The sequence below is a fragment of the Arcicella gelida genome (assembly GCF_034931025.1).
Lineage (GTDB): Bacteria > Bacteroidota > Bacteroidia > Cytophagales > Spirosomataceae > Arcicella > Arcicella gelida.
In genome coordinates, this window is record NZ_JAYGIL010000024.1 from 31,686 (window position 1) to 57,281 (window position 25,596).

At 35.3% G+C, this 25,596-nt stretch carries 20 protein-coding genes; 9 read left to right on the plus strand and 11 right to left on the minus strand.

Features of this window, described 5'->3' with window-relative positions; translation table 11 throughout:
* Positions 1-13: 13 nt before the first annotated feature.
* The 4 genes from odhB to VB776_RS17370 all read right to left on the minus strand — a co-directional run bounded on the left by odhB (position 14) and on the right by VB776_RS17370 (position 6,936).
* A complete protein-coding gene (odhB, locus tag VB776_RS17355) occupies positions 14-1,555 on the minus strand; it encodes a 2-oxoglutarate dehydrogenase complex dihydrolipoyllysine-residue succinyltransferase (protein ID WP_323698140.1) in 1,542 nt (513 codons plus the stop codon).
* A 141-nt stretch (positions 1,556-1,696) separates the two neighbouring features.
* Positions 1,697-4,444 (minus strand): 2-oxoglutarate dehydrogenase E1 component, encoded by a 2,748-nt coding sequence (locus tag VB776_RS17360; protein WP_323698141.1) that lies wholly within the window; start codon positions 4,442-4,444, stop codon positions 1,697-1,699.
* A gap of 308 nt (positions 4,445-4,752) precedes the next feature.
* Entirely contained in the window at positions 4,753-5,694 is a 942-nt protein-coding gene (locus VB776_RS17365) for a PorP/SprF family type IX secretion system membrane protein (RefSeq protein ID WP_323698142.1), read from the minus strand.
* Positions 5,695-6,294: 600 nt separating this feature from the next.
* Positions 6,295-6,936 (minus strand): Pr6Pr family membrane protein, encoded by a 642-nt coding sequence (locus VB776_RS17370; RefSeq protein WP_323698143.1) that lies wholly within the window; start codon positions 6,934-6,936, stop codon positions 6,295-6,297.
* Between the two features lie 149 nt (positions 6,937-7,085).
* Here VB776_RS17370 and VB776_RS17375 point away from each other — a divergent pair, with 149 nt between their 5' ends.
* Positions 7,086-7,367, plus strand: a complete 282-nt coding sequence (locus tag VB776_RS17375) for a hypothetical protein (RefSeq protein WP_323698144.1) — start codon at positions 7,086-7,088, stop codon at positions 7,365-7,367.
* Here VB776_RS17375 and VB776_RS17380 read toward each other — a convergent pair.
* The 5 genes from VB776_RS17380 to VB776_RS17400 form a co-directional block, all read right to left on the minus strand.
* Positions 7,352-8,065 carry an NRDE family protein gene (locus tag VB776_RS17380; protein ID WP_323698145.1) on the minus strand — a complete coding sequence of 238 codons (714 nt, stop codon included), beginning with the start codon at positions 8,063-8,065 and terminating at the stop codon, positions 7,352-7,354. The two genes, VB776_RS17375 and VB776_RS17380, sit on opposite strands and share 16 nt — an antisense overlap.
* A 152-nt stretch (positions 8,066-8,217) precedes the next feature.
* Positions 8,218-8,718: a hypothetical protein gene (locus VB776_RS17385; RefSeq protein WP_323698146.1), complete on the minus strand. Its 501-nt coding sequence runs from the start codon at positions 8,716-8,718 to the stop codon at positions 8,218-8,220.
* 80 nt (positions 8,719-8,798) lie between these two features.
* Entirely contained in the window at positions 8,799-9,332 is a 534-nt protein-coding gene (locus tag VB776_RS17390) for a YceI family protein (RefSeq protein ID WP_323698147.1), read from the minus strand.
* 5 nt (positions 9,333-9,337) lie between these two features.
* Positions 9,338-10,069 (minus strand): hypothetical protein, encoded by a 732-nt coding sequence (locus VB776_RS17395; RefSeq protein WP_323698148.1) that lies wholly within the window; start codon positions 10,067-10,069, stop codon positions 9,338-9,340.
* Between the two features lie 33 nt (positions 10,070-10,102).
* Positions 10,103-10,531, minus strand: a complete 429-nt coding sequence (locus tag VB776_RS17400; RefSeq protein ID WP_323698149.1) for a DM13 domain-containing protein — start codon at positions 10,529-10,531, stop codon at positions 10,103-10,105.
* Positions 10,532-10,857: 326 nt separating this feature from the next.
* Between VB776_RS17400 and VB776_RS17405 the strand changes: the two genes are divergently transcribed.
* From VB776_RS17405 to VB776_RS17415, 3 genes are all read left to right on the plus strand, one after another.
* Complete coding sequence (locus VB776_RS17405; RefSeq protein WP_323255081.1) at positions 10,858-12,021, plus strand: sigma-54-dependent transcriptional regulator; 1,164 nt, start codon at positions 10,858-10,860, stop codon at positions 12,019-12,021.
* A gap of 229 nt (positions 12,022-12,250) precedes the next feature.
* Positions 12,251-12,742: a hypothetical protein gene (locus tag VB776_RS17410; RefSeq protein WP_323698150.1), complete on the plus strand. Its 492-nt coding sequence runs from the start codon at positions 12,251-12,253 to the stop codon at positions 12,740-12,742.
* Positions 12,743-12,874: 132 nt separating this feature from the next.
* Positions 12,875-13,300, plus strand: coding sequence for a hypothetical protein (locus tag VB776_RS17415; RefSeq protein WP_323698152.1), 426 nt, complete (start codon positions 12,875-12,877; stop codon positions 13,298-13,300).
* Between the two features lie 59 nt (positions 13,301-13,359).
* Here the strand turns inward: VB776_RS17415 and VB776_RS17420 are convergent, their stop codons facing one another.
* Positions 13,360-13,866: a hypothetical protein gene (locus VB776_RS17420; protein ID WP_323698153.1), complete on the minus strand. Its 507-nt coding sequence runs from the start codon at positions 13,864-13,866 to the stop codon at positions 13,360-13,362.
* A gap of 212 nt (positions 13,867-14,078) precedes the next feature.
* Here VB776_RS17420 and VB776_RS17425 point away from each other — a divergent pair, with 212 nt between their 5' ends.
* The 5 genes from VB776_RS17425 (at position 14,079) to VB776_RS17445 (ending at position 21,660) form a co-directional block, all read left to right on the plus strand.
* Positions 14,079-15,437, plus strand: coding sequence for a M24 family metallopeptidase (locus VB776_RS17425; protein WP_323698154.1), 1,359 nt, complete (start codon positions 14,079-14,081; stop codon positions 15,435-15,437).
* 266 nt (positions 15,438-15,703) lie between these two features.
* Positions 15,704-16,729 (plus strand): ATP-grasp domain-containing protein, encoded by a 1,026-nt coding sequence (locus VB776_RS17430; protein WP_323698155.1) that lies wholly within the window; start codon positions 15,704-15,706, stop codon positions 16,727-16,729.
* A gap of 338 nt (positions 16,730-17,067) precedes the next feature.
* Positions 17,068-18,390, plus strand: a complete 1,323-nt coding sequence (locus VB776_RS17435; protein ID WP_323698156.1) for a DEAD/DEAH box helicase — start codon at positions 17,068-17,070, stop codon at positions 18,388-18,390.
* A gap of 134 nt (positions 18,391-18,524) precedes the next feature.
* A complete protein-coding gene (locus VB776_RS17440; RefSeq protein ID WP_323698157.1) occupies positions 18,525-20,726 on the plus strand; it encodes a B12-binding domain-containing radical SAM protein in 2,202 nt (733 codons plus the stop codon).
* A 79-nt stretch (positions 20,727-20,805) separates the two neighbouring features.
* Positions 20,806-21,660, plus strand: coding sequence for a UbiA family prenyltransferase (locus VB776_RS17445; RefSeq protein WP_323698158.1), 855 nt, complete (start codon positions 20,806-20,808; stop codon positions 21,658-21,660).
* 94 nt (positions 21,661-21,754) lie between these two features.
* Here the strand turns inward: VB776_RS17445 and VB776_RS17450 are convergent, their stop codons facing one another.
* Positions 21,755-25,576 carry an Ig-like domain-containing protein gene (locus tag VB776_RS17450; protein ID WP_323698159.1) on the minus strand — a complete coding sequence of 1,274 codons (3,822 nt, stop codon included), beginning with the start codon at positions 25,574-25,576 and terminating at the stop codon, positions 21,755-21,757.
* Positions 25,577-25,596 lie beyond the last annotated feature (20 nt).

The window sequence follows — 25,596 nt, forward strand, 5'->3', positions numbered from 1 at the left end:
GATTTATAAAATGCTATACATCTAATAATAAACGTGTTGGATCTTCAAGGAGTTGTTTTACTCTTACCAAGAATGAAACTGATTCTCTACCATCAATAATTCTATGGTCATAAGAAAGAGCAAGATACATAATCGGACGAACTACTACTTGTCCACCAACTACTACAGCACGCTCAACGATATTGTGCATCCCTAAGATTGCTGATTGAGGAGCATTGATGATTGGCGTTGATAACATTGAACCAAATACACCACCGTTAGTGATTGTAAATGTACCACCAGTCATTTCTGGTAAAGTCAATTTATTATCTCTTGCTTTTAAAGCTAAACGAATTACTTCTGATTCAATTCCTGCTAAAGATAATTGTTCTGCATTTCTGATTACTGGAACAACTAATCCTTTTGGAGCAGAAACTGCAATTGAAATATCGCAATAATCATGGAAGATGATTGAATCGCCATCAATTGAAGCATTTACTGCTGGGAATTCTTTCAAAGCAACACAAACTGCTTTTGTAAAGAACGACATAAAGCCTAAACCAACACCATGTTTTTCTTTGAATTTATCTTTGTATTTTCCACGAAGATCCATGATTGGTTTCATATCTACTTCGTTGAAAGTAGTTAACATCGCTGTTTCGTTTTTCACTTGAACCAAACGACGAGCTACTGTTTTACGCAAAGATGTCATTTTCTCTGCTCTATCAACTCTGTTACCTGAAGCAGAAGCTACTGGTGCTGGCTCTGCTGCTTTAGCAGGTGCAGCCACTGGAGCAGGTGCTGGTTTTTGAGCTGATTGTGCATCTTCTTTTGTAATTCTTCCACCTACGCCTGAACCTTGAACGGTTGCAGGGTCGATACCTTTTTCAGCTAATGCTTTCGCTGCTGCTGGTGAAGCATGACCTGCCGCATAGCTTGAAGAAGATTCTACTGGAGCTGATGCCACTGGAGCTGGAGCAGGTGCTACTGGTGCTGCTGATACAACTACTGCACCCGCACCCACTGTAATAGTTGCTACTAAACCACCGATTGGCAATGTTGTACCAGCTTCGGCTACAATATGTAATGTTCCTGCTGCTTCAGCAGGAAGTTCAAATGTTGCTTTATCAGATTCTAATTCACATAGTACTTCGTCCATGTTTACTGAATCACCTTCTTTTTTGTTCCAAGAAGAAACTGTAACTTCAGTGATTGATTCACCAACAGCAGGAACTTTAATTTCAATCGTTTTTGCAGGTTCTGTACTTGCTACTGGTGCAGCCACAGGAGCTGCCACTGCTTCAACAACTGGAGCAGAAGGTGCAACAGCAGTTTGTCCACCAACTGTTTCAATAATACAGATAACAGCACCGATAGGCAAAGTATCACCTTCTTTTGCAACGATTTTCAAGACGCCTTCTGCTTCGGCAGGGAGTTCAAAGGTCGCTTTGTCTGATTCTAATTCACACAAAACTTCATCCATTTTAACAACATCTCCGTCTTTCTTATTCCAAGCGGCGATAGTTACCTCTGTTATTGACTCGCCTACTGGCGGTACTTTCATTTCAATTGCCATATTCTGATTTTATAATTTAGAATTTAGATTTTAGAATGCTGATACCTCTAAAAACCAAAACTATATGATTAAAATACTTAGATAATATAAAAAAGAATGTAGATTACTCATCCTAGAATCAGTAATCTACATAGGTTAAATTTAAGAGAATGCTCTTTCTAGTAAAGCTGCTTGTTCTTCATTATGAACTTTTAAGAAACCTGTGGCTGGTGAAGCTGATTTTTTACGAGCTACTAAGCCTTCAAATGGTTTCCAACCGAATTCACGAATTACGAATGACCAATAGCCCATATTTTCTGGTTCTTCTTGTACCCAGAATACTTTTGCTTTTGGATACTTGTCTAATTCAGCCTGAACTTTTTTAGCAGGGAAAGGATGCAATTGTTCAACACGAACAATGGCCACATCTGTACGGTTATCTTTTGCTTGTTTATCTAACAAATCAAAATATACTTTACCTGTGCAAAGTAAAACTTTTTTCACTTTCTTGGCATCTACAAACGTATCTCCGTAAACTTCTTCGAACTTGCCATCTGTAAATTCGCTGATTGGCGATACTACTTTTGGATGACGGAATAATGATTTTGGAGACATCATTATCAAAGGCTTACGGAACTCCCATGTTAATTGACGACGCAAAGCATGGAAAAGATTTGCAGGAGTAGTAAGGTTAGTAATTACAATGTTATGTTCTGCAGCTAATTGCAAAAATCTTTCAGGACGAGCATTAGAATGTTCTGGGCCTTGACCTTCATAACCATGTGGTAATTGCATCACTAAGCCGTTCATTGTACCCCATTTAGATTCACAAGAAACAACAAACTGATCTATCATTGTTTGTGCACCATTTGAGAAATCACCAAACTGTGCTTCCCAAATAACTAACGCATCAGGATTTGCCAAGGCATAACCAAATTCAAAACCTAACACCCCGTATTCAGAAAGTAAAGAGTTATAGATTTGTAATTTTTCTTGACCTTCCTCAATATAATTCAACGAATAGTATGCATAGTTTGTCTCTGCATCATGTAGCACTGCATGACGATGAGAAAAAGTACCACGTTGAACATCTTGACCTGAAACTCTTACGGGTTTGCCCTCTAAAAGTAATGAACCATAAGCCAAAGCTTCAGCTGTTGCCCAGTTCAAAATACCGCTATCAAAATAAGATTTACGTTCTGATAATACTTTTTCAATCTGCTTCAAGGCTTTAAACCCGCTTGGCATTTTTGTCAAAGCAACTGCAACTTTATCAATTACATCTTTCGTAATACCTGTATTGGGTGAATTATCAAAATCAGCTGGTGTTGCATAACGCAATTCTGCCCAACGGTTATCTAATTTCAAAGGCACATATTCTGGACGAACTTTTTGTTTTACCAAATCCAAACGAGCTTGTAGTTCGGCTTTAAATTCGCTATCCATTTGAGATGCCAATTGAGCATCAATATCTCCACGGGCAATCAAAATTTGAGTATATATTTCTCGTGGATTTGGATGAGATGCAATATTTGCATAAAGTGTTGGCTGAGTGAAACGTGGTTCATCAGATTCATTGTGTCCATTTCTACGATAACAAACCATATCAATAAAAACATCACGATTGAACTGTTGACGGAACTCAGCAGCCATTTTTGACACAAAAACTACTGCCTCCGGGTCATCTCCATTCACATGGAATACAGGTGCATCAATAATTTTAGCAACGTCTGTACAATAAATTGACGAGCGAGCATCTTCAAAATCGGTAGAGAACCCAACTTGATTATTAATCACAAAATGAATTGTACCTCCAGTTTCATAGCCTTTTAACTTAGCCATTTGTGTTACTTCATACACAATGCCTTGTCCTGCAACGGCAGCATCTCCATGAATCAAAATTGGCAAAATCTTATCATAATCACCATTGAAATGAGCATCTGCCCTTGCACGGCAAAATCCTTCAACAAGTGGGTTGACTGCTTCTAAATGAGATGGATTAGGAGCTAATTTCAAAGAAATCTCTGCACCTGATGGAGAAATATGTCTAGAAGAATATCCTAAATGATATTTCACATCTCCGTCTCCGTGAATTTGTGTGGGAATATTTCCTTCAAAACCATCAAAAATTGCATCGTAAGACTTGTGCATGATGTTCGCTAGCACATTCAAACGACCACGATGTGCCATACCAATCATGGCTGTTTTTACTCCTAAATCAGCAGAGCGATTGATGATTGCATCTAAAGCAGGAATAGTACTTTCGCCACCTTCCAAACCAAAACGTTTTTGACCTAAATACTTCGTTCCCAAGAAATTCTCGAAAACTACGGCTTCATTCAGTTTCGTTAAGATTTGTTTCTTTTCATCTAAAGAAGGATTAAACGCTAAAGCCTCTCTTTCGATTTTAGCACGTAACCATTCTTTTACTTCTGGCTCACGGATATAAGCATATTCAAAACCTACAGAACCCGCATAAATCGTGTTCAACGACTCAATGATTTTGCGTAATGAAACTGGACCAATACCCAAGAAGTTTCCAGCTTGAAAATTTGTATCTAAATCCGCTTCTGAAAGAGCGTAATCTTTCAAATCCAAACGTGGCTGACGGTTTTTACGATTACGGATTGGATTAGTTTTTGCGAGAAGGTGTCCACGTGAACGAAAGGCTTTAATTAAGCTAATTACAGCCATTTCTTTCTGAACCGTTGAAGCATCTGGCGAAGAAGTGCCTTCACTTTTTATCCCGTTGGTTGCGCCTTCAGCGTTATTCCAACTTGCGTGAAAATCAAAACCTTTGAAAAAGTTTTGCCAACTTGTATCTACCGAATTAGGGTCTTTTAAATATGACTCATAAAGGTCAGAAATCGCTGCCGTATCAGCATTGGCAATGTATGAAAATTGATCCATTATAATATGACGTAACCAGAATTGGGACTATCGTTATTTGTTTTCTTTTTTTGTACTTATTTTATTCCAAGGCAAAGTTAAGCTATGCTTTCAAATTAAAACATAAAAATTATTTGTTTTTTATTGAAAGAATGCCAAATTTATATAGCACAGCTTTTAATGCTTCTAAAAGGGTATCTTTCTTTACAAAGTACAATAATAACTTCAAAAGTTAATTATTTTACACTATTCGTTCAGCTTTTTTAGGATTCCTGTACTTTCCTGAAATTTCATGATTCATTATTACAAATGAACTCCTGCTTTCTGGCTTAGAAATACCTAAATACGCCAGACTTCCCGTTACCTGAATCAAATTCATAGCGTAACATAATTTGATGAAAGCCTTCCTTCGCTCCTACTGCTCCGTTTGGATTACCTTTAAAGTCATAAGCATATCCTAATTGAATTTTACTGAATTGAATCTGTAAAGAACCTAAAAAGGCTTTCTCTGAAAATTCAGAACCTGTGTTTTGATACCAAAGCCCTAAACCAAAACGATTATTAAACCATGCTGTTGCGTTGAAGTCAACATCGGTTTGGGTGTTATAAGCATTTGAAAGTCTTCTGACTAATACCCCTGTTTTTAATTGTACTTGGTCGTCGAAATGAAAAACATAACCTGCCGTTAAAAATGTAGGCTGACTGAATTGGGTTTTATCAGCATTCAAATTCATCATCGAAAGTCCTGCATAATAATCATCATTATGATAATACACCCCCAAACCAAGGCTTGATTTAAAACCAGTTGTACCCAAACCTCCGCCTCCAGAAGTTATATAAGCAGGTACTTGTGTTACGCCTGCTTGAAGCCCCAAAGCTAATTTACCATCATTGGGCAAAACAAAACGATAAGCAAAGTCGCCATACAAACCTAAATTACCAATAATTCCTCCTGTATTTGTGCCAATCAATTGTTCGGCATTATATGCTTGAAAACCAATTGCCATTTTATCTTGGGCAATGGGCATATCGAAATTAAAATATTGCTGATTGGTTGAAGCCGCACCAACTGTACTAAAAAGTGGGCGACGACGATACAAAGCAGCTATACTTACTACTTCCCGACTTCCTGCATAAGCTGGGTTGACGTTCAGGGGCATCATTGGATAGGTAATATATTGTTGGTCTTGTTGAGCAAAACTTGCAAAAGAAGTAATCAATGAAGTAATCACAACAAAACTAATGAATAGACGAAGGCTTAACTTTTTCATAGGTTATTTATTTTTTGCCCGAAGTTACAAAAAAGCCTTATTGACCAATTGTTTTTATGCTTTTAAAGGAGAAATATTAAGAAGAAATCGCTCTTGTTGCATTTTCTTGTAAGGAAGATGCAATGCAAAAACCTATCTCTATTCTCAAAGATAGGACAAGCTTTCTAGGTGATAGGACAAGCTATCAAAAAGATAGGAAAAACTATCTCAGAGACAGGAGTGTCACTCTCAGAAACAGAACAAGCTATTAAAAACATAGAAAATCCCATCTCAGGGATAGGACAACCTATCAAAAAGATGGGAAAACCTATCTCGGAGACAGGACAACTTATCAAATCGATGGAAAATCCTGTCTCGGAGATAGGATTCATTTGGTTTATTGGTCAAATACATACTTAAAACCAAATAAAATTCTAAAAAGAGCTTTGAAATACTTTCTCTAAATCCCAAAGAGATGTCAGGATTATAGCAATGATTGAAATGTTGTTTACTGAACCCTGAAAGGGTGATACATTTGATGGCGAATAATGGTTATAAAGACTTGCAAAGAATCATTATATCACCCTTCGGAATTGAAAAACAGACACAATAAGCCATTCATTATTTCCCCTCATTTCTTTTCATTTTAGCAATACCAATATAAATAAGCGAGACAATGGTAAAAACAAGCGTAATAAAAAAAGTATTTATAAATACTTGCTGATAACCAAGTTGGGCTACATTCATAAAGGGATAAGGATAAAAGCCCGACAATGCTCCACGAAGCAAAATAAAAGTCACATATATCAAAGGAAAAATTAACCATGCCTGAAAATCTTTCCATTGCAGTTGGCTTTTATTCACATACACAAACCAATAAATAACATAAAGTATCGGTAAAATTAAATGTAGTAATTCATCTACTACTTTTTGTAAACCTTCAGGTTGCCAAATAGAGCGAAGCACTGCATTGTAGATAATACCCACAATTAGAATATATACTGCAATAGCTGTTAATGTTTTGGATTTTGATAAAAAACGAGCCAATGAAATTGTAGGATTCAACAGTAAAACTGTTGAAGAAATGGTGACCAATAAATTAGAAAGAATAGTGAAATAGCTAAAATATCTAATGATTAATTCGATAGTACTGGCATAGGAATTACCAAGCATAATGTATAATTGCGCAGCAAGAGCAAACCAACCAATCAAAACTAAAGTAAGCAAAAGTGACTGTTGAGCTGTAGTTTTAGGTGTATTCATTTTTACGGAAGTTTTTTGTTTTAATTTTCAGCGGAAAATTAATTAAATTCATTTGTTTTCAATCATTATCCAAGAAGCTTAACAAATTTCTTTCCTAAATGTTTATCGGTTTAGTTTAGACTTGACAAATCTTTCAATCTTTGTTCGCTATGATACAATTACAATCTCCTGCCTTTACATTTAACATTTTTCCACATCAGGAAAAACTTAGATTAGTTGTTTTTAATAACGACGAAGAATATGTCTGTAGAATTGAAAGTAAGAAAACGTTGTATCAATTTCTGGAAGAGAATAATGCAAGACTATTCAAAGGAAGACTTCAATTAATTAAAAATCAAAAGGAATTATTTGTTCAAGTAAAAGGGGAAATAGTAGGGGAATTAAGTATTGATGTTTTCAAAGAATTATTGACTACTCAGAGTACTCTATAACGCAATGCTTGTTCGGAAAGTAAATCATGAAAGGAAAATGACAAATAATGATTTTGTTTGACTACCTGAAAAACACATTGTGTCACTAATTCATTATTTCGGTTTACTCGCATATCATTATGATTGTCGCCAGTACCACCGTTTAAATGAAAATCGAGTACATCTTCTGCACTACAGGCTGGAAATTGTTTTTGAAAAGTAGTAAACCATTGTTCTCTTTGATGCCTAATCTCATCACTATACAAAGTAGCCGACGACCAAATATGTGGCAAAAGGCTATCTTTATCAGTAAGATACAATACTTCACCATCCCAACGAATCTCAGATATATTTACTTCATCATTAACATTTCGAATGATAATCAGCGTAAAATTTTCAATTCCTTCAAAATTGTATGCTTCTAAAAAAGCTTCGACAGAATCGTATTGAAAGAAATCAAGGATAATTTGTCCTCTGCTTTGTCGGTATGGAGGATTTGATTGATGTTTTTCAAAAGCACCATTCAATAAACATAATGTAAAATCATCAGACGTTGCCAACCAAGTTCCTCCCGCCTGTGCGTCTTTCGGAAAGTAAACTTGTTTTCCATTAATTGTATATTTCTTAGGCGGAATGGCTTTCGGACGAGCAAGAGTTTCATCTCGATTATTCGTCAAAAAGAAACCGTTTTGCTTGGGCAAGTAAGTAAGTACGCACATTATATTAAAAGTGATGAATTGTGAATGATGAATGATGAGCAACCCGACACTACGAATTAAAATATTGAAATACTTTTATTTAATTCGAAAAGTACCGTTACTTATTTTCCATCGACTACTCATAATGGTGATAAAGGTCTTTAAAATTATGTTCAGGCATTCTGCATGTTGCGATGCTTGATGGTAGAATAAGCTACGCCAAAATCTGGGGCAATCTGAATTTCAGGATATACTTCATTCAAACCTATTTTGATAATTGCTAAATGATGAATAGTATGTTCTATCAAATAAGTAAGTTCACGGAAAAAACTACTTGAGATTTCCATCGCTTCCTCTAAACCAAAAGCCGTTTGTAATATTAGTTGTTTATCCTGCTGATAAAGATTTAAGTGATTTATTACATTTCTCAATACTTCCAAAGTAAAATCTTTATCTACTTCTATGCGCAAATCTCTTTGGCGAGCATCATAATTTACTTCACCTGTTTCATAACCTTTTACAAGACATAGATAAAATTCTGTGATGTGCCTAACATGTTGCCCAACCGAATGATAGTGCAAAGGGGCTAAGCTTTCTTTGTACACTACATTATCTAAATCTTCCAGCAAATCGCTTAGCTGTTCGATAATATCAATGTTTATTTTCTGAAGCATAATTTTATATTTTTCTGAATTGATTTCTTGAGTTTAAGCTTAAACGTTTTTAGGATTTTATAAAATAAATCAACGCTTACTTACTGAGCGATGGCATTTACTAAAATGGTAAAAGTTACATCGTTACTCAATCCTAATGTTCCTCCTCCTACTGCCCAATCTCTTCTATTTATTGTGGTACTTCCTAAAAAAGTAGCGTTGTTTCCATCTTGTTTAAAAGTAAAAGGCACTTTAATATTTTTGGTAGTTTCTTTCATTGTCAAATCAAAATAGCCAAGGTAAGTATCTCCTACTTTTTCTATTTTGGTTGATTTCATTTTGATAATTGGATATTTGGCGACATTGAAAAAATCTTCTTTTTCTTTCAAATGCCTATTTCTTAAATTGTTTTCGGTATCTAAAGTATTGACATCTACGGAAGCGACTAAACTTGCGTTGTTTAAATCTTTGGCATCGAATTTTATGACACCCATAAAGCCTTTGAATTTCCCATCGACGGTAGCACCAAGCATTTTTATTTTGAAAGTAATACCTGCGGTTACTGGTCGCCATTGCTGTGCAAAACTGTTCGTGATGATATTTACGAAGAGTAAACAAATCAAGATTTTTTTCATAATGTTTAGAATTTAAAAGAAACTGCCAACATTGGCAAAAGGCTTTTATAACGCCATCGGTCGTTTTGTTGATTGGCTACAGCTACTTTTTTGTCGGAGGTATATTCTGCAAAGAAGAAGCTCAAACCTCCACGAATACCGATTTTATCATTCAACCAATAACGAAGAAATACTTCTGAATTTAAACTTCCTAAATCAGAATCACTCACTAATAACAAATTAAAGTTTGTTGGCTTTGCTTCCGAAACTGTACTCCCATCAGCAAATGTACGTTTGGATGCTTTGGCAATTAAATTTCCTGATTGTTTCCCTCCGAAAGTAAAACCAATGGCATCAATATTAATTCCTGCTTCTAATTTTTGAGAAAGAGAGTATTGTAAATTAATAGACAAGTTTAAGGCATTTACTTGCACTTTTTTCAAAGAAAAAGTATCAATATTGGCTATAATATCTTCCGAAACGAGTGCTGCAAAACTAGCTTTCCCTGATGTTAAATTGGCGGGTGCGGTTCTTGCTTGAATATCATTAGCAAAAAATGAGCTTAACCGAACACCATATCCAATTTTGAAACGATAAGATTTGCCGACACCAAACATTTGGGTAAAGGATATTGCAGGAGAAAATCCTTTGCCAGCAGCTAAAGCTAAATCAGTTGTTTTATAAGAGGTTTCATAGCCTTGCGAAAAACTTTTGATGCTAACAAGACTCAACAATAAACATACAAATATTTTTTTCATTATGCTTAAATTTAATTGTTTCATTGAAAAATTTCACTGAGAAAGTTTCGCACTACCAAAAAGTACACTAAATCGTTTGCACCAAACCAATACATACTGTTGTTTGTCGAGTCTAGCTTCTTGAGGAATTTCCAATACGAATGTGCCTGTTTTATCTAGTTTTACCACTGTTGTGAAATTACTTGAACGAGTATCCTCTGCCAGATAAATGTACAAATCTGGTCCTTCGTCGGTTTTAAAATTCTCAAAAGAAAGGTATTTTTTATCAGGCATTTTGCTGTCGCTGATTACTTTCACCGTTCCAGATACCGCATGAACTCCATTGGTAAACATTCCTGTGGCTTCTTCTTTCCCTTCTTGTATTACAGGACTAGGAGTATTGTTAACAGGAACGAGTTCAATATCTTTCACACAAGAACTCAATAAGATAACACTTAAAAAAGAGATGAGTATTTGTTTCATTGTTTTGTTGTTTGATTACGTTACAAATTTGAAGACTTGTCTATAATCACATTGTCGGCTAGGCGACTCAAAACAGAAAACAAGTTTTTTTAAGGAGAGAAATCTTTAATCGTGCGGAATTGAATTTAACTGACGCATAAAATTGCAAGAAAAGAAAGCACCAAATTTAATTCTTGATGCAAATTCTGCAATTTTATTAATAAATTTGGAGTGAAAAGCGAAGTAAAAAAGGCATTTTTAACTATTTGTAAGAATTTCCTTCTTAAATTCACAACAAAATAACCCTTACAAATTAAGACTGCTCAAAATATCCCCCATTCCAATTCATGGCGAAATTATTAATTATTGATGATGAAAAAGCAATTCGAGGTGCGCTACGAGACATTCTGGAATATGAAGGCTATAACATCGACGAAGCAAGTGACGGTGAACAAGGATTAGAGATGTTCAAACAGAACGACTACGATGTTGTACTTTGTGATATTCGTATGCCGAAAGTGGATGGACTAGAATTATTGCAAAGAGCAACCGAAATGGGTCGTTCTACGCAATTTATCATGATTTCAGCTTTTGGAAATGTAGAGACAGCCGTTGAAGCTACCAAACGTGGTGCTTTTGATTTTATCTCGAAACCACCTGATTTGAATCGTCTTTTGGTAACTGTAAAGAATGCCATTGAACGTGGAAAGATGATTGTTGAAACGAAAGTTTTGAAGAAAAAAGTTTACCGCTTGAATGAAATTGTTGGGGAATCAATCGCTATTCAAAAAGTAAAAGATATTACAGATAAAGTAGGTCCTACAGAAGCAAGAGTATTAATTACTGGTCCAAATGGAGCAGGTAAAGAAATGGTTGCGAAACGTTTGCACGAAAAAAGTAACCGTGCTACCATGCCTTTAATTGAAGTAAACTGTGCGGCAATCCCTTCTGAACTGATAGAATCGGAATTGTTTGGACATGAAAAAGGTTCGTTTACTTCTGCTGTTAAACAAAGAATTGGAAAATTTGAACAAGCAGATGGCGGAACACTTTTCTTAGATGAAATCGGAGACATGTCGCTTTCGGCACAATCAAAAGTATTAAGAGCTTTACAAGAAAGTAAAATTACCAGAGTGGGTGGCGATAAGGAAATCAAAGTGAATGTGCGAGTTTTTGCAGCGACTAATAAAAACTTACACGTTGAAATTGCAGAAGGACGTTTCCGTGAAGATTTATACCATCGTTTAAGTGTGATTCCGATTTATGTCCCACCACTTAAACAACGACCGGACGACATTCCATTATTGGTAGATAAATTCCTAGACGATGTGGCTAATGAGTACGGGCAGTCGAGCAAGCAAATAGAAAAAGAAGCAATGGAGTATTTACAAACTTTACCTTGGACGGGAAATGTTCGTGAACTTAGAAACGTAGTGGAAAGATTAGTGATTATGTGTAATGATTTAATTACACTAGAAGATGTAAGAATATTTGCCACACCAGTGATTTAGATTGCTTTTAGTCCCCAGATTTCAGTCATTATAAATAGGGAATTTATTTTAATAGATTCCCTATTTCCGTTTTACTACTTTGCCATAACAAAAACTTATTAAAATCTTCATCAATACTCCTTTGTAATATTGCTGATTCACTTATCTTTGCTGGTACTTCTAAAAGCCAGTGGAAGACAAATTATTATGCTATTACCTATCACATACAATCATCTAAAATTCACTAATTATGAAATACAATATTTTAATTCTATTACTTAGCTTATTCACTACCAATTCTTTTTCACAGGATTTTTTTGCACCAAAAGATACTGTCGCATATCAAAAAGGAGGTATTCTTTACAAAGACGTTCATTATGCTAAAATTGAAGATATACAACGTATCTTACTCTCCAATCCCAACCAAGAAATTTCTCAACTTTTATCTTCTTATCAATCAAGCCTAAGTACTGCTAAAGTAATTTCATTTATTGGAGGTTTTGCTGTAGGTTGGCCTATTGGTGGAGCAATAGCTGGGAAAAAATTTGATACTGGTCTTTTTGCAGGAGGTATAGGTGTTTCTCTGATTGGCTTACTCATTAATGGTGGTGCTAATACAAAATTAAAACAAGCAGTAACAACATTCAATAAAAATACTGGCAGTGGCAAAGTATCATTTCGTCCTATATTTTATCAAAACGAATACCAACAACTCAGTGCTGGACTGACTATCGGTTTTTAATAATGGCATTGTGTTTTTCTTCTACTGGCTTTTAATAATACCGATTCTTTCCTTATCTGTTATGAGAAATGTCTAAATTACCCCGTCCATTCTCATCAATAGTTTTACGTAAACAATTAAAACAACATACACATGAAACAATTAACTTTATTACTCTTAGTAGTTCTATTTACAATATCTGGCTGTAAAAAAGATGATGAACCTACGCCAGATTACACAAGTACTTTCGTTGGCACTTGGAAAGCCACCACTGTCGTTCAAGACGGACAAACTGTTAGTTTAATTGGCGACCCTGAATTTGCTTTATACTTAAAATTCAAAGCAACTGGTGTTAATAAAGTTAGTGCGATATTAAAAACAGTAATCGTTACTGATACACTTGATTCAGAAAGTGCTGAACTTAATATTACAAAATCGGGAGATACTTTTAATCTTACTGAAGTAGGTACAACAAGTAGCCCGCAAAATGGATATTTGAGATATACCCCTAGCAATGGAGAATTGAAATTTGGAAGTGTTGAGAATGGTAAAACGTCTGAATTCACTTTTAAGAAATAAAAAATGCCATTGTTGATACCCCAAACATCAACAATGGCAAAACTATTCTTTAAACAATTCTAATTAAAAATCCAGCCAAATGAAATTGATGCCCATATTGGCACTTCCAATTCTGTACTTCCTTTGCTACTTACTTGGATTGGCGTTATTATACTAAATCGCCAAAAGTTTTGTTGATTAGCTGTTAAAACTTGATAGCCTATTTGAGGCATCAATAATTCAAGTGGAATATCCTCATTATTGCCAACACCTTTATTGCTTTGATGGTTTTCATTAAAATCAATTCTGGTATAGCCTGCCCCAATAAACCAACGGTTATTTTTCCCTAAGGTAGTACTCAGCACTCCACTATTGGCAATATCATAAATTGGAAAATAAGGAGTTACGCCAATCTTTAAACTAATATAATGTTTTTCGACAGGAATATTATGCTGATAATAAAGACTGTAGTAAATATTATCCCCTCCCAATTCTATTCCGATTTGATTTTGTTTTAATGATTGTCCATTGGTAAAAAATGTTGAGAAGAGACAAATACATAAAGTAGGTATAAAAGCTAATTTCATAGAAATGAGTTTAAGTTTGATAGATATAGCGGCAAAGATAAAGTGTAGTTGGTATTATTTTGATAGGTAGGCTTTATCTTTTGCATAATACAAGTTGGAAACTCGTGTTACAGTTTAAATACTAAATAAAGAAAAAATCTGCCTATGATAAGTTTTCTCTAATGAAATTCCCTTATTTTTATAAGAATCTAATTTCATTAACATCCTTCATCATGAACAAATACGCTTTTACCTTTATTGCCTTACTTTTTGCTATTCATTCTCTTTTTGCACAGGATATTCCTAAAATTTTAGCGTTAAAAGACAGAGCTGTTCTGCAAGACCAATTACTAGAAGAACGCTTTAAGTCACTCTTGCCTTCTTTGATGCGAAAGCAAGGTATTGATATGTGGCTAATTATTGCCCGTGAATACAACGAAGATCCTATCATCAAAACGATGCTTCCTTCTACTTGGCTGAATGCTCGCCGAAGAACGATTCTGTTGATTTATGATAAAGGCGAAAAAGAAGGCTTGGAATGTTTAGCGGTAGCACGTTATAATGTAGGCACAATTTTCAAATCTGCTTGGAAACCTGAAGAAGAACCAAACCAATGGAAACGTCTTTCAGCTTTGATTGAAGAAAGAAATCCTAAGAAAATTGCCATTGATGTTTCTGAACAATATGCACATTCTGATGGACTTTCACATTCTGAACATGAGGCTTTGATAGAAAATTTATCACAGAAAAGTAAAGAAAAAATTGTTTCTAGTGAAAAACTAGCCGTTGGCTGGTTGGAAAGTAGAACACCTAGAGAAATAGCACTTTACGAAACTCTCGACCGTATTACGCATCAAATTATTGCAGAAGCTTTTTCTGATAAAGTAGTCGTTCCGGGTGTGACTACTACCGAAGATGTCGTTTGGTATTTGCGTGAAAGAGTAGCTGAACTAAAATTAGATACTTGGTTTCATCCAACAGTTGATGTCCAACGTCCAGACCCAGACAAAACGAATTGGCCTTACGACCGTCGCCCCGCAGAAGATGTGATTCTCCCCGGCGATTTACTTCATTGCGATTTTGGCATTACTTATCTTCGCTTAAATACTGATGTGCAAGAATTAGCTTACGTACTTCGTCCCGAAGAAAAAGAATTACCTGAGTATTTACGAAAAGCCTTAGCCGCTGGCAACAAAGTACAAGATATTATGACGGGTTTCTTTAAAGTGGGGATGACGGGTAATCAGATTTTAGCACTTTCCCTTCGCAAAGCAGAGCAAGATGGTTTGGTGGCTCAAATTTATTCGCATCCAGTGGGCTATCACGGTCATGCAGCAGGTCCAGCCATTGGTATGTGGGATATGCAAGGTGGCGTGCCGGGCAATGGCGAATATCCTTTGAACGAAAATACTGCTTATGCCATTGAACTGAATGCAAAAGTAAAAATTCCAGAATGGGGAAATAAAGAAGTAAGAATCATGCTAGAAGAACAAGGACTTTTTATCAATGGAAAAGTACATTATATCGACGGGCGGCAAAAACAGATTTTAACCATTCCTAGAAGAAGTACTATTCAACATTTAGGACAATAGATTATTTAGTGATTGAGTGAGTTGTGAATTAGTGATTTTCTTAATTGTGAGTTAGCAAATAGTGAATTAGCGATTAGGAATCTGCTTAAAAATTGGCACTTCGTAGCGGCAACTCTTGCTTTGCCGTTTCAGGTAAAATCAGAGAATTAATAGTTAGTAATTATTGATTAACTGAAAATCCGAAATCCAACATCACAAATCCCAAATCAAAAAAACTGTCTGATTCCCGACATCCACCATTTCCCAATTCTCCGTAAGTTTGCAACATGAACAAATTACAATTACCGCTCTGGCTCATTAAACTTACGCATTTTGAATATTGGACGTGGTGGATGTTTTACATTCCGCTTCTCCCCTATTGGTTGTATCAAGCCACTCGTACACGTTCACTTACTTTTTTTACCAATGCTGACCCTTGTATTGATTATGGCGGTTTCTTTGGCGAAAGTAAAATTGATATTCTAAAACAGATTCCTTCGGACTTTTTACCAACTTATTTCTTTGTAAAAAAAGAAACTTCATTAGCTATAATTCTTGAAAAGCTAAAAGAAAACAAGCTTGACTTTCCGATTATTTGTAAACCCAATGTAGGTGAAAGAGGCTCGCAAGTAGAAAAGATTATCGACAAAATTACGCTAGAAAAATACTTACAAAACCTTCAAGAGGATTTTATCATTCAAGAATTTATCACTTTTGAGATTGAATTGGGCGTACTCTATTATCGTTATCCCAATCAATCAAAAGGACAAGTAAGTTCGATTACACGGAAAGAGTTTTTGTCGGTAATAGGTGATGGAAAATCTAGTATTGAAGCATTAATGCAAGCCAATACTCGTGCTAGATTTCAGCTTGAAACGATGCGTTTACGTTTGGGAGAAAAGATTCATGAAGTAATTCCAGCAGGAGAAAAACGATTATTAGAACCGATAGGGAATCATTGCAGAGGCACAAAATTCTTAGATAACAATTTCTTAATCAATGAAAAACTAAATCAAGTATTTGATAAAATTGCTTTGCCAATTGAGGGTTTTCATTATGGAAGATTCGATATGAAAGTAAAGTCAATCGAAGATTTATATGAAGGAAAAAATATCCGAATCATGGAATTGAACGGAGTAAGTTCTGAACCGGGACATATCTACGACCCGAAAAACACCGTTTGGAATGCCTACAGAGATTTAGCTCATCATTGGAAAATCATTGCAGATATTTCTATTCAGCAACAACAAAAAGGCATCATGCCGATTGAAACCAAAATCATTTGGCAAGTAGCTCGTGAACATTTTGCGTAAAGATATTTTATCTCTCGCATGAGATAAAATAATATTCCGAAGACTTCAAATATCTCGTCGATGACAGATAATATCTCTCAAGAATCACTTTTTATCTCTTCCATGACACAAAACATCTCATCAGAAACATATTTTATCTCTCGCATCAGATAAAACAATACTCCGAAGACATAAAATATCTCTTCGATGACACAAAACATCTCATCCGAGACATATTTTATCACTTGCATCAGATAAAATATGTTTCGTAAACGTCTTTTTCAGACAAGCCTTTTCACCCAGTTCTTCAAAAATCCATTAAGCCCAATTAAACAGATATTTTGTTTTACCTTTGTGCTATGGAAACCAATCAAACAACAGCACAAATCCTTCAAAACTTAGGGATTGAAACTTTAAATCCGATGCAAGAAGCGGCTTTAAAAGCCATTTCAGAAGACAGCAACGTACTTTTAATTTCTCCTACAGGTTCAGGAAAAACCATTGGTTTTTTATTGCCGATTCTACAATTATTAAAGCCCGATGTACCTTTTGTACAGTGTTTAATTCTTACGCCTTCTCGTGAATTGGCTTCGCAAATCGAACAAGTTTGGAAGAAAATGTCCACAGGTTATAAAGTAAATGTATGTTATGGCGGACATGATGTTGCTACTGAAATCAAAAATCTAAGCAACCCTCCAGCAGTACTTATCGGTACACCTGGACGAATTGCCGACCATATTACTCGTAGGTCTTTTAATTTGGATGGTATCAAAACTTTGGTATTGGATGAATTCGATAAATCTTTAGATTTAGGTTTTCATGACCAAATGTCATTTATCATTGGCGGTTTACGCAAACTCAACAAAAGAGTATTAGTTTCTGCTACAAAAGGCATTAAAATTCCAGAATTTACAGGCGTTTCTTCGCCAACTTTATTGAATTTTATTCCAGAAGATAAAGTAGCAGAAGGCTTAGTAATGAAAGTAGTGATTTCAGAACAAAAAGATAAAATAGATGCTTTGTTCAACTTACTTTGCTCTTTAAATTCTGAATCTGCTATCATTTTCCTGAACCACAGAGATGCCGCAGAACGTACTTGTGAACTATTGCAAGACATGGGCATTTATGCGATTTTCTATCATGGCGGAATGGACCAAGACGACCGAGAACGAGCGTTGATTCAGTTCAGAAATGGAAGTGTTCGTTATTTGGTCACGACAGATTTGGCAGCTCGTGGTTTGGATATTCCAGAAATGAAGCACGTAATTCATTATCATTTGCCATTGCAAGCCCACGAATTTATTCATAGAAACGGTAGAACGGCACGTATGAATGCACAAGGAACTTCGTATTTAATTTTCCAACGCAACGAACATCGTCCAGCTTATGTAGATGATAATTTAGAAGAATTGGAGTTATCAGAAAATAATCCTTTGCCAAAGCCACCAGATTTTTTAACGATTTACATCAGCGGAGGCAAGAAAAATAAATTGAATAAAGTTGATATTGTAGGTTTCTTTTCACAAAAAGGCAAACTCGAAAAAGGTGATTTAGGACTAATAGAAGTAAAAGATTTCACTTCATTCGCCGCCGTAAAAAAAGAAAAAGTAAAAGAATTACTCCAAACCATTCGTGATGAAAAAATGAAAGGGAAGAAGTATAAAATTGAAGTGGCGAGATAGGTTTTTTTAAGTGGATTTGTGGAATTTAGGACTGGGGGACTTTAGGAAAAGAAAATAAAGTTTTCGAGAAGTCTTCCAATCCTAAAGTCTTAAAGTCCAATTTCTTTTAGTCCTTCCCCAAAATTAACCAACCATTGAACACTCAAAAAGTCTTTCTAATAACCCCGCCGTTTACGCAACTGAATACGCCGTATCCAGCTACGGCTTATATCAAGGGGTTTTTGAATACTAAAAATATACTTTCCTATCAGGCTGATTTGGGAATTGAAGTAATTTTAAGCCTTTTTTCTAAAGAAGGTCTTCTAAATTTATTTGCCCAAATTGAAAGTCAGGAACAAGAATTATCAGAAAATGCCCAAAGAATTGTAGCCCTCAAAGAACATTATATTCACACGATTGATGCGGTGATGCTTTTCTTACAAGGCAAAAATCCTACTTTATCGCATCTGATTTGTCAAGAAGATTTTTTGCCAGAAGCCAGTCGCTTTGCTCAATTAGAAGAATTAGAATGGGCTTTTGGAACGATGGGAACGCAAGACAAAGCCAAGCACTTTGCTACGCTTTATCTCGAAGATATTTCTGATTTGATTGTTGAATGTGTGGATTCACATTTTGGTTTTAGTCGCTATGCCGAGCGTTTGGGGCGTTCTGCTAATAGTTTTGATGAACTTCATGAAGCTTTATCGCAAGATTATACTTTCATTGATGAATTACTCATCAAGATTCTAGCATCTAAAATGCAGGAAGTAAATCCTACTTTGGTAGCGATTACTGTTCCTTTTCCCGGCAATTTATACAGTGCTTTTCGTTGCGGACAATGGATAAAAAAACACTTTCCAGCTGTAAAAGTAGCGATGGGCGGAGGTTTCCCAAACACTGAATTACGTTCACTTTCGGATGAAAGAGTATTTGAGTTTTTTGATTTTATCACTTTAGATGATGGTGAAGCTCCGCTCGAAAATTTGCTTGAACATTTGGAGGGAAAGCGAAAACTTGAAGAATTAAAACGTACTTTTACTTTGGTAGATAAACAAGTAAAGTACATCAACCATAGCCAAACGCACGATTATAAACAGTCGGCAGTAGGTACGCCTGATTATGCAGATTTGCCTTTAGACCATTACATTTCTGTCATTGAAATCGTCAATCCGATGCACAGAATGTGGAGTGATGGACGTTGGAATAAGCTCACGATGGCACATGGTTGCTATTGGGGCAAATGTACTTTTTGTGATATTTCTTTAGATTATATCAAACTTTACGAACCGATTTCTGCCAAAATTCTTTGTGATAGAATGGAAGAAATGATGGCTCAGACAGGACAGAATGGTTTTCATTTTGTGGATGAAGCCGCTCCGCCAGCGTTGATGCGTTCCTTGGCTTTAGAAATTATCAGAAGAAAACTGACTGTTACTTGGTGGACAAATATTCGTTTTGAAAAAAGTTTTACCGCAGATTTATGTTTATTACTGAAAGCGTCGGGTTGTATAGCCGTTTCTGGTGGTTTGGAAGTAGCTTCTGACAGACTTTTAGAACTAATCCAAAAAGGCGTAACAGTAGCACAAGTAGCAAGAGTAACCCGCAATTTTACCGAAGCAGGCATTATGGTGCATTCATATTTAATGTATGGATTTCCCACACAAACAGCTCAGGAAACGATTGATTCTTTGGAAATGGTACGCCAAATGTTTGAATTAGGGATTTTGCAATCAGGCTTTTGGCATCAATTTGCGATGACAGCTCATAGTCCCGTCGGGATGTATCCAGAACAATTTAAAGTACAAAAAGAAAGTGCTAAAATTGGTACTTTTGCCAATAACGATATTTTTCACCTTGACCCAACAGGAACTGACCATAGTTTATTTAGCGATAGTTTAAAGAAATCACTCTTCAATTTTATGCACGGAATTGGCTTTGATATGAACCTGAGCCAGTGGTTTGATTTTAAAGTACCTAAAACAAAAATTCCAAGAAATTATATTGAGCAAGCCATCAATCGGGAAGATGATTATAGTTTAAAACCAAGCAGTAAAATAGTTTGGTTGGGAACAAAACCGTTTACGAAACTGATTACTAAAAATCAAAAAGGAAGAGTATTGAATCTGCTCAACTTATCTTTTCACGATAAAAAAGAAAGTTTCAGTATTTCTGTCGAACAAAAACAGGGCGAATGGTTAGTTGAAATTTTAAAAGAAATTTCAGTTTCAAATAACAAAGTTTATACTTTTCAAGATATAAAAACACATTACGAAAAAGCTGGATTAGAAGATTTTGAATTATTTTGGTTCAATAAACCCGTGAATAATTTGCAAGATTTTGGTTTGTTAACACTTTAATTTGAAAATTTGAAGATGTGCTAATTTGAAAATAGATATTTCCAATGTCTTTACTTTAAAATATACGAGAAATTAAACCTTGAAATTCATTCATTTTTTAATCAATACCAATATTTATATTTCGTTAGCCGCTGTGGCTTTAACGGTAGAGACACAATTGCAATTAGGGATGCCTCCGCAATGGCATCCTTATTTATTCATCATCTTTTTTGCTACGCTGTTCGACTATAATTTGCATCGACTCGTTACAGTTCTAACTAATAAAGAAGCATTGAATAGTGATAAACATAAATGGTTAAAAGAGTATTTGAAACTATTTTATGCTTTGGTAGGATTTTCGGTAATTGGCTTTATTGTTGCCGTTTGTTTAGCCAAGAAAGAAGTATTAATTACGCTTTCTCCTTTTGCTTTAATTACGTTTTTTTATTCTTTGCCCATCTTTAAAAATCAAAAGTATTTATTCAGATTAAGAGAAATTCCTTTTTTGAAAATCTTTCTAATTTCTATTGTTTGGTCGGCTACAACGATTATTTTGCCAATTGTTCAATCAGGGAAAAGCATTGATTTTGTTCACGTTGGACTGATGCTATTAGAAAGGTTTTTATTCGTTTTTGCCATAACGATTCCATTTGATATTCGGGATATGCGAGGCGATGAACAATCTGGTCTCAAAACAATTCCATTGATAATTGGTGTTAAAAAATCTATGGTTTTAGCCAATGTTTTAACAATGCTGTTTCTGATTATCAGTCTTCTGCATTATTACGATTCTGCTTCCTTCATTTTACTTGCTTTTGTACTTTCAGCAATCAGTACTTTGTTCTTTTTAAACAGTAAAAGCCTTCAAAAATGGTCGTTTTATCATTATGGAATTTTGGACGGAACGATGCTTTTGCAGGGAATTTTGGTATGGATTTGTTACCTTATGAATTGAGATTTGAACTGTGAAAGGATTTTTAGTAATTTCCAATATCGAGTACTCTCAAATATTGGGTAGAATATTATATTCGTAAAACTAAAATTAAAAACTATTCTACTGTTAATCCACTAAATGGACCAACATCAGTTGGAAATGTTCTAGAAACGCCATTAACATCATCTGATACTTGTTCAATAATTGTTGGAATCATTCCTTTACCAACAGAACTACTACTCAATGAACCAGACGTATTAAAACTTACTTGTGCTTTATTCGCTAACGGAACAAATAAAGTATTTTGTCCTTTTGATGATTGATAAGTAGCTAAATTTGAATCATTAATGCTAAAATTTGGACTTCCATCTATAAAGTCAAAGTCTATATATCTTCCACTAGTATATTCTACGATAAGATTATTATCTTCTATTACTGGTACATCTTTAGCTGCATATAAGTCACCTCTCAAACCCTCTAAAAATATACTTCCTCTAATTTTTCTAAAATTTGAGCATAAATAAATTTTTGAAAATTTAATCTGACTATGAATAATATCAATACCATCAACCTCACTCATATAACTACTTTGTTGATTACTTTCAGATGGTAAATAACAATTCGTAAGACTAATATTTTTATTATTTTGGAAATACATCAATAAACCACGGACGTTTTTAAACTTAATATCTTCAGACTGTTCTATAATTCCTAAATCAAAGAGCATGTCACCATTCACAGAACCTATATTCTCAATGACCCAATTCTTATTAAACTTTAATACTAAAGAAGGAGAATATCCATGGGTTGTTCCAATAATACTCCCTCCCTGCCCAGTACTGTGGTCAAACTTAATATTCTTGATACTAATATTTCCATTACTCAAACCATTTTCACCATTAATACGAAAAGAACCAGCAGTTACATTTCTAACGACAAATCCGTCAATTTCTAAATTAGAAACTCCAGTCGTAGCCCTCATCACACAAAAGCCAAAGTTTACTATGATGTCTAAGAACTTCATGTTAGTTCTACTATCCGCACGGATAATTGCACCACCAGCATCATCAATATCAGCATTTCTTAATTCAATATTTTTTAGTGTGGTATAATCCCGTTCACATCTCCAAACAGATGCGGATTTTTTCTGTGCATCAAAAATAGGTCTTACTCCAGTTGCTCCTTGAAACGTAACTCTGTTTGTTCCATTTGCATATTTTGGTGCAAATGTATTTTCTAGCAAATAAGTATCAGAAGTATTAAATTGAACTATAATATCCTCCGTTATTGGATTAATTGTTAGCCAATCCTCTGCTTCTTTCAAATCATTAGTATTTAAAAATACCTTATCTCCATTTGAGTTTTGGATTGTAATCTTATTACTCGGCGATGGCGTAGTTGTAGGTGGAATTATTGTAGGTGGAGTAGTTCCTGAATTTAAACTTGTGGTTTTAATCAAACCTTTTTTAGTCGCTGTTTTTGTTTTAATAATTGTATATGGAATACATCTTGCCACACCACAATCACAAACAACTTGCTGAATAGTAACTACATGATCTGTAAAACAATCATTGGCATTGAATACTCGAACTGTATATTGCTGAAGAACAATCGTTGGATTAGGAACATCAGTTCTAAGCACACCATCTGTTGGTATTGCCGTTGAAGTAGCATACAATTTTCCGCCAGTATAAGTAGCTCCCGCACTAATATCATATCTTAAATTTGAACCAAAGCCTGCAAGTTTTATTGTTCCATCATTTTTTACCAAATCTTGGTCGCAAGTAGAATTTGTAGCAGTAGCAGTTATTCCCAGTGGTCTGTCAAAAACAACAACATTAATCAATGTACTAGCTGAACATAAACCATTACTTACCTCAACACTATAAATTCCTCCTTGAGCTGCTTGAATATTATTAAGCGGTATATTTTGTAATGATGACGTAAAGCCATTTGGTCCTGTCCAAGCATAAGTAGCAGTAGTTGGAGTAACAGAAAGCGTAACATTCGTACCAGCACAAACAGGCGAAGTAGAAGTGGTAATTACTGGATTAGGCACTGTACTAAAGGTAGCAGTTGCTGAAGTTCTACTTCCCGCAGGCGATTCACAACCACTAAGTAAGTCTTTACAAGCAACAAAATATGTTTTAGTAGCAGTTACTGGTACATTGAATGGACTTCCTGTATGCAAAACTGTAGATGAAATCTGTGAGTCATACCATACTGGCACAAACCCAGCGGCACATGTTGCTCTTAAGCCAAGGCTACCAGCACCACAGACTAAGCCCCCAGCCACCGTCGCTTGTGAAGGAGCAGCTGGAGTAGTATTGACTGAAATCGTTACAGCAGTACGATTTTCTGGAAATACTCCACAGCTATTTTCAATTGGCTTACAACCTACAAAAAAAGTAATAGTAGAAGAGGCATTGAATGAAAAACTATTTCCAACACCTATTACTGTATTAGATGTCTGTGAATTATACCACTGAGGAACTCCAACAGCACAAGTAGCCGTCAATGAAGTAATTCCTGGTCCACAAAGTACAGCACCTGTTGAACTTGACACTTTTGAACTAAAGGCAGGAGTTGTAAAAGTAACATCATTAAAACATACATCTGAGCCACTCCAAATACGAATAGTATATTTAGTGGCAGGTTTTAAACCAGTAAAAGTTAAAGATGTTGCTCCTGGAGCTAATGCTAAGTTCGCTCCTGCTCCAAAGATAGGGTTCGTCCCAAATGTTTCACCTTCTTTGATCGTAGCTTCAATTATTTTGGTAGCATTGTAAACAAGGTTTGAGAGTGTTGCCGTTCCGTTGTTATTTGGTATAAAGTTAGTACAAGTACCGAGGGTGGTAGTAATATCATTAGTAGTTACAGCAGGAGCATCACAATCGTTACATTTTAAATTACCACAAACAAATGCAATAGATTTACCCTGTACCCCAGGATGATAAGGAATAAAAGTGCTAAATCCTTTAGTGGTTAAATCAAACTTTGTAACACAATCACCCTTATAACTTGTAATATACAGATTTCCATCAGGCCCAAAAGCTAAATCAAAAGCATCTACAGCACCACTTGTTATACCTGCGTTTAAAGTAGGTCTTGGAAATTCAAAAGACTCAATTACAGCACCTGTTAAACTATTATAATGAACCAAACGATCAGGTATATTTAAAGCATCACTTGCCAAAATTGCCCAAAGACTACCATCATTAGCAAAGTTTATCCCTCTATAATTAAAACCAGATGGAGCTGTCGCTATTAGAGTTGCTGGACCTGAGAGGCTTTGATCTACATATTCAATTGTACTTGTTTCACCAGTTATATTCCAGTTTTTACTTACATATACTTTCCCTGTAGTCGGATGAATTGCAATTCCCCATAATCCAGCAGTTTTGTTATTGAAACTTGGCGATTCATAATAATTTACCACAGAATTAGTGATAGTACTTACTTTTGATATTCCGTTGTAGCTTGTAACATATAAAAAGCTTTTATCTGGAGACATGGCAAGATCTAATAAATCTTCACCAGGTATTGGTATAGGAGCTAAAAAAACTCCTTTTGCAAAATCATAAATTACAATCTCTGATTGGTTACAGCAAGTAGCCATGTAGGCAATATTTTTGTCTGGATCTACAACGATGCCTTCTGCTCCACCGCCTTGAATTGAACATGCTATTGCTCCTGCATTTGGATTACTCGTATTACCATTACCAAATTCAAATACTTCTGAACGAGTTAGAGCTTTATCTCCCGAAACTGGAACAACCCCAACAATCATGTAAGTTTTATCACAACCAACTGGAGAATTCTGAGCTTTCAGATGTAGTGAAGAAAAACTCAAACACAACAACATAAAAAAGCTCGAGATATTTCTAAATGCACGCATTGTTGGCATTCTTTCTGATGAAAATAAAGACATTATCATAACTAGACTATTTATGTTTC